Origin of the sequence: Thomasclavelia saccharogumia DSM 17460 (assembly GCF_000686665.1) — a bacterium.
GTDB lineage: Bacteria > Bacillota_I > Bacilli_A > Erysipelotrichales > Coprobacillaceae > Thomasclavelia > Thomasclavelia saccharogumia.
The window spans coordinates 1-5457 of sequence record NZ_JMLH01000105.1; the positions used below are offsets into that span (position 1 = coordinate 1).

The 5457-nt window shown below is 27.2% G+C and carries 5 protein-coding genes; all 5 read left to right on the forward strand.

Features of this window, described 5'->3' with window-relative positions; translation table 11 throughout:
• The first annotated feature begins 426 nt into the window (after positions 1–426).
• The 5 genes from BR82_RS0114175 to BR82_RS16060 all read left to right on the forward strand — a co-directional run bounded on the left by BR82_RS0114175 (position 427) and on the right by BR82_RS16060 (position 5316).
• The gene (locus BR82_RS0114175; RefSeq protein ID WP_147590264.1) at positions 427–1170 is read left to right on the forward strand and encodes a hypothetical protein; all 744 of its coding nucleotides are present in this window, start codon (positions 427–429) and stop codon (positions 1168–1170) included.
• A gap of 1 nt (position 1171) precedes the next feature.
• Positions 1172–2689, forward strand: coding sequence for a lipopolysaccharide biosynthesis protein (locus BR82_RS16055; RefSeq protein WP_051592851.1), 1518 nt, complete (start codon positions 1172–1174; stop codon positions 2687–2689).
• Between the two features lie 10 nt (positions 2690–2699).
• Positions 2700–3773 (forward strand): polysaccharide biosynthesis protein, encoded by a 1074-nt coding sequence (locus BR82_RS0114185; protein WP_027090704.1) that lies wholly within the window; start codon positions 2700–2702, stop codon positions 3771–3773.
• A complete protein-coding gene (locus BR82_RS0114190) occupies positions 3748–4893 on the forward strand; it encodes a polysaccharide biosynthesis C-terminal domain-containing protein (protein WP_027090705.1) in 1146 nt (381 codons plus the stop codon). The genes BR82_RS0114185 and BR82_RS0114190 overlap by 26 nt, the downstream gene beginning before the upstream one ends.
• A 108-nt stretch (positions 4894–5001) precedes the next feature.
• On the forward strand, positions 5002–5316 hold the full coding sequence (locus BR82_RS16060) for a hypothetical protein (protein WP_051592852.1): 315 nt from the start codon (positions 5002–5004) through the stop codon (positions 5314–5316).
• Positions 5317–5457 lie beyond the last annotated feature (141 nt).

Consider the following 5457-nt stretch of genomic DNA (forward strand, 5'->3'; position numbering starts at 1 on the left):
TTGAACTATACAGGGTACTAAGCAGTATAGAAGAAAGACTTAGTGATATAGCAGGATATTTAAAAATATTATCAGGAAGTGAAGAGAAGCCTGAATCAGTATTTGATATAGAAATATAGTAGAAATGACAGTCTGAGAGCAGATATTATGAAAATATCAATCAGACTGTTTTTATAATATTTATAATAAAATAATTTGAAGAAAGCAGTTAAAATAATTTGATTATTATAATTAATTTATAAAAAAGCATTTCAAAAATAACTAATTTAATCTGAAAAAAGTTATCTAATATAATTCGCTAATCAACATAGAAGAGTATGGCATGAATTTTGCTATTCGTATATTATAACGATGCTATTTGCTATATTATATGGTGTTTTTAATCAATATTTTATGCAAAATACAGATGAAAATATAAGGTTTTTAATGGCTTTTACAGATCCTAATTATGCTGGAATGTTTTTAAGTATAGGTTTATATATAACGATTTTTAAAAAGGATATTTTTTCTACTATATTTCGTTTTTTTATAATAGTAATATGTTTAATAGCAATATTTGCAACTGTTAGTTCTACAGCTCTTTTATGCAATATTATTATTTTATTAATATTATTATTAGATGTATTATCTAGTTATGAGGGGATATATATATTATTAACAAAATATCTAATAGTATTTACAGTTATTGTCTGTATATTATTTTATTTGCAATCACTTCATATACCACTTATTGATAGAACTTTTGAAAGATTTATTGATAAAATTAATATGTTTTCTTCAGGAAGTATAGAAAACGCTACTACAGGTCGTAGTGATGTATGGAAAGAGCATTTAAATTATTTTTGGAATCAAAATAATATATTTCATTTTTTATTTGGTGGAAATTATTTGACTGATCGAGGTTTTGATATATCAAAATTTAGTATAGTTTCACATCAAGTGTATATTGATTCTTTATTAACGTTTGGAATCGTAGGAACTATTATGTATGTTATTTCAATTATTAAACAGTTATTTATAAAGTTTATTAGAAGAACGGAAAATTGTGATACAAAAATAATTTTTATTATATCTTTAATTTGGCTCATTTATTCATTTGGATTAAGTATGTTTCCGTTTTGGGGATTTATTTTTTTCCTATATGTAAATATAGAAAGTAAGGAGGAATAAAATGAGGACACAAAATTCTATGCGTAATATTGTTGTAGCTATTATTGGTCAATTATTTGGAATAATTTTACAGTTTATTTCTCGAAAAATTTTCATAGTTACTATGGGAACAGAATTGTTAGGGGTTAATAGCATTTTCGCAAACATTTTATCAATTTTATCATTAGCAGAAATGGGGGTTGGTTCTGCAATTGCATTTAGTTTATACAAACCTTTAGCTGATGGTAATGAAGAAAAAATTAATTCTATTATGTTATTCTATAGAAATGTTTACAGAATAATAGCATTAATTGTATCTTTATGTGGTATTATAGTTGTACCTTTTTTTCCATTGATATTAAAAGTTAATATACAACATATTTATTTATATTATTTTTTATATCTTTCTAGTACTGTAATCTCTTATTTATGTGCATATAAAAGAACTTTAATAATTGCTGATCAAAAAAGTTATATTGCTTCCATTTATAGATATTCTTATATAATTATTTTAAATATTGTTCAAATTTTTATTCTTATTTATACACATGATTACGCTTTATTTTTAATTGCTCAGATTATATTAAGTTTTATAGAAAATATATTGATATCTAAATGTGCAGATTATATTTATCCATATTTGAAGATAGCGGGAAATTCGTTGGAGCGTCAAGAGAAGAGAAAAATATTTAAAAGTATCAAAGCATTATTATTGCATAAGATAGGATCAGTAGTTGTTACAAATACCGATACTATCTTATTATCTGCTATTGTAAATATACAGGCAGTAGCTATATATGCTAATTATAAATTAATTTTTTCTGGTTTAAATACAATACTTTCACAATTGTATTCTGCACTTACTGCTAGTGTAGGTAACTTAATGGTTCAAAATGATAAAGAGTATAGTTTTAAGATATATAAAGTTACTATCATGTTTTCATATTGGATTTATGGTATTATCGGAATATGCTTATACATATTATTAAATGATTTAATAAAATTATGGGTAGGTAATAGTTTTACTGAATCAAAAATATATGTGCTTATTTTAATATTAAATTTTTTTATTATAGGGGTTAGAGAACCTACTAATATGTTTAAAAATTCAATTGGTTTATTTTGGGATGATAGGTATAAAGCTATAATAGAATCAATTTTAAATATATTTTTATCAATTTTATTGGGATTTTATTTTGGAGCAAATGGTATTTTTGCTGCAACACTAATTTCATGTATATTGGTACCGTTCTGGTTTGAACCATGGGTTTTATATAAAAAATATTGGAACATAAAATTAAAAGAATACTTTTTTTATATAAGAAAGTATTTTTTTATTATTTTAATAATCGGATTATTGCAAGAATTTATCACAAGTTATTTTATAGTAACTAGTTGGACGACATTGATATTAAAAAGTTTTTTTGTATTTATAACATCCAATATAATGATGATTATATTAATTTGTAAATCACAAGAATATATATTTTGCTATAAAAAAATTATGAGTAGTTTAAGTTTATTTAAAAAGAGAGGTTAGGATAAAATTTATGAATAAATATGATAATAAGATACTTATGATTACTGGAGGAACTGGTTCTTTTGGTAATACTGTTTTAAAACATTTTTTAAAAACAAATATAAAAGAAATTAGAATTTTTTCTAGAGATGAAAAAAAGCAGGATGATATGAGGCACGAATTACAAGCTAGATATCCTGAATATGCATCAAAGGTAAAATTTTATATTGGGGATGTAAGAAATATACAGTCTATTAAAGATGCTATACATGGTGTAGATTACATATTTCATGCGGCAGCTTTAAAACAAGTTCCAAGTTGTGAGTTTTTTCCAATGCAAGCAGTACAAACAAATATAATTGGAACAGATAATTTGTTACATGCTGCAATAGATGAAGGGGTAAAAAAAGTCGTTTGTTTAAGTACCGATAAAGCAGCTTATCCGATAAATGCTATGGGTATTTCAAAAGCAATGATGGAACATGTTATTTTTGCAAATGCACGTACTGCTGCTCAAAGAGGGGGAACAGTAATTTGTTGTACTAGGTATGGAAATGTAATGTGTAGTAGAGGTTCAGTTATTCCTCTATTTATTGACCAAATAAAAGCAGGTGATCCAATAACTATCACTGATCCAAATATGACACGATTTTTAATGAATTTAGATGAAGCGGTAGAGTTAGTAAAATTTGCTTTTGATCATGCAAATCCAGGTGATTTATTTATTCAAAAAGCTGATGCATCCACTATTGGTGATTTAGCAAAAGCAGTACAAAAATTATTTGGTAATACAGGTATTCAAATTATAGGTACACGTCATGGTGAAAAATTATTTGAGACATTAATGACTAGAGAAGAAAGATTACGTTGTGAAGATATGGGGAATTATTTTAGAGTGGCTGCTGATAGCAGAAGTTTAAATTATGATAAGTTTATAGTAAAAGGTGAAGTTCAGACAATGGCAGATGAATCATATACTAGTCATAATACAAAAAGATTAGATGTAGAGAGTACAATTAAAAAGATTTTAACAACAGAGTATGTTAAAGAACAATTAAAATCTATAGAGGAAAAATTAAATGAAAATTCTAGTAACAGGTGCTAATGGATTCGTAGGTAAGAATCTTGTTAGTACATTAAGAAATATCAAAGATGGTAAAGATAGAACTCGTTGTATCGATATCGAAGATATCTATACTTATGATCTTGATAATACTATCGATGATTTAAGAAAATATACAAGTGATTGTGGTTTTGTCTTTCATCTGGCTGGTATCAACAGACCTAAAGATGTTAAGGAATTCTATCAGGGCAATGCTTCTTTTACTGAATCATTATGCTCTTTATTGGAAGAACATGATAATAACTGTCCGATACTGATCAGTTCTTCGATTCAGGCTAGTAGAGATAATGATTATGGTAAAAGCAAAAAAGAAGGTGAAGAATATCTACTAAGTCATGGTAAAAAGATGAATTCAAAAGTATATATCTATCGATTAGCTAATCTGTTTGGCAAGTGGTGTCGACCTAACTACAACAGTGTCACTGCTACATGGTGTTATAACATTGCTAATGGAATTGATATCCAGATCAATGATCCTGATGCTGAATTACCGTTATGTTATATCGATGATGTAATAAATGAATTCTTAAATGCATTAGAAGGACATCCAACTAAATGTAGTGAAGGAATATATGAAGTATATCCTGTACATCATGTTAAATTAGGTGAACTGGCAGATATCATCAAATCATTTAAGGAATCAAGAGGGACATTGAGTGTACCTAATATGAAAGAAGGAAGTTTAGAGAAGAAACTGTACAGTACCTATCTAAGCTATCTGCCTAAAGATAAGTTCAGTTATCCTTTGAAGATGAATATTGATCAAAGGGGATCGTTTACAGAATTTTTAAAGACAGAAGAGTATGGACAGGTAAGTGTCAATGTATCAAAGCCGGGGATAACAAAAGGACAGCACTGGCATCATAGCAAGAATGAAAAGTTCTTAGTAGTAAGTGGAAAAGGACTGATCCAGTTTAGAGATATCTATAGTGATGAGATCATAGAATATCAGGTAAGTGGAGATAAACTGGAAGTAATCGATATCCCAACAGGATATACCCATAATATTATTAATATCGGAGAAAGTGATATGGTAACGATAATGTGGGCAAATGAGAGATTTGATCCAGAACATCCAGATACATATTATGAAGAAGTATAAAAAAGAAGTAAAAAGCACTTTTGTTGAAGTATATAATAATGAAGGATAAAATATCGTATTGCAACGATAGACTGATTTGGGTATTATATACTTAAGGAAGTGATAAAAATGATGATGGAAATGGTATTAAGTGAAGAAAAGGCTAAAGAAAATAACATTGATATTAATGAATGCTATGAAAAAGTAGATCGCGTTTTTCAAAAACGTGGGATCAAAAAAATATCTAAAGGCGTATATCAGGGTGTTAAAAGTGATTTTAGTGTTTTTATGCAAGTGCAATGGTATTTACCAGATACGCCATGGTTTTTAAAAATAGTAGATAAGTGGTATTTTCGTTATGAAGGCGATACGATCGAATATCGAGAAGATGCATTAGAATCATATTATCGAATAGAAGAAAGAAATGCCGACTACCCATGGTAGAAAAGCAATAAACTTTGATTTAAATGATAATCTTCTAAAAAAATATTATCCTTCAAAAAGTTATAAGAATGCCTGGCGAGATATTAAAAAGTATTTGATAAATAATCAATTTGTTCATCGCCAGTATTCAGGGTATGTATC

Bases quoted from the DNA above. Each gene is read 5' to 3' on its own strand.
- BR82_RS0114175 (WP_147590264.1), top strand. From the start codon at position 427: ATGGCTTTTACAGATCCTAATTATGCTGGAATGTTTTTAAGTATAGGT.
- BR82_RS16055 (WP_051592851.1), top strand. From the start codon at position 1,172: ATGAGGACACAAAATTCTATGCGTAATATTGTTGTAGCTATTATTGGT.
- BR82_RS0114185 (WP_027090704.1), top strand. From the start codon at position 2,700: ATGAATAAATATGATAATAAGATACTTATGATTACTGGAGGAACTGGT.
- BR82_RS0114190 (WP_027090705.1), top strand. From the start codon at position 3,748: ATGAAAATTCTAGTAACAGGTGCTAATGGATTCGTAGGTAAGAATCTT.
- BR82_RS16060 (WP_051592852.1), top strand. From the start codon at position 5,002: ATGATGATGGAAATGGTATTAAGTGAAGAAAAGGCTAAAGAAAATAAC.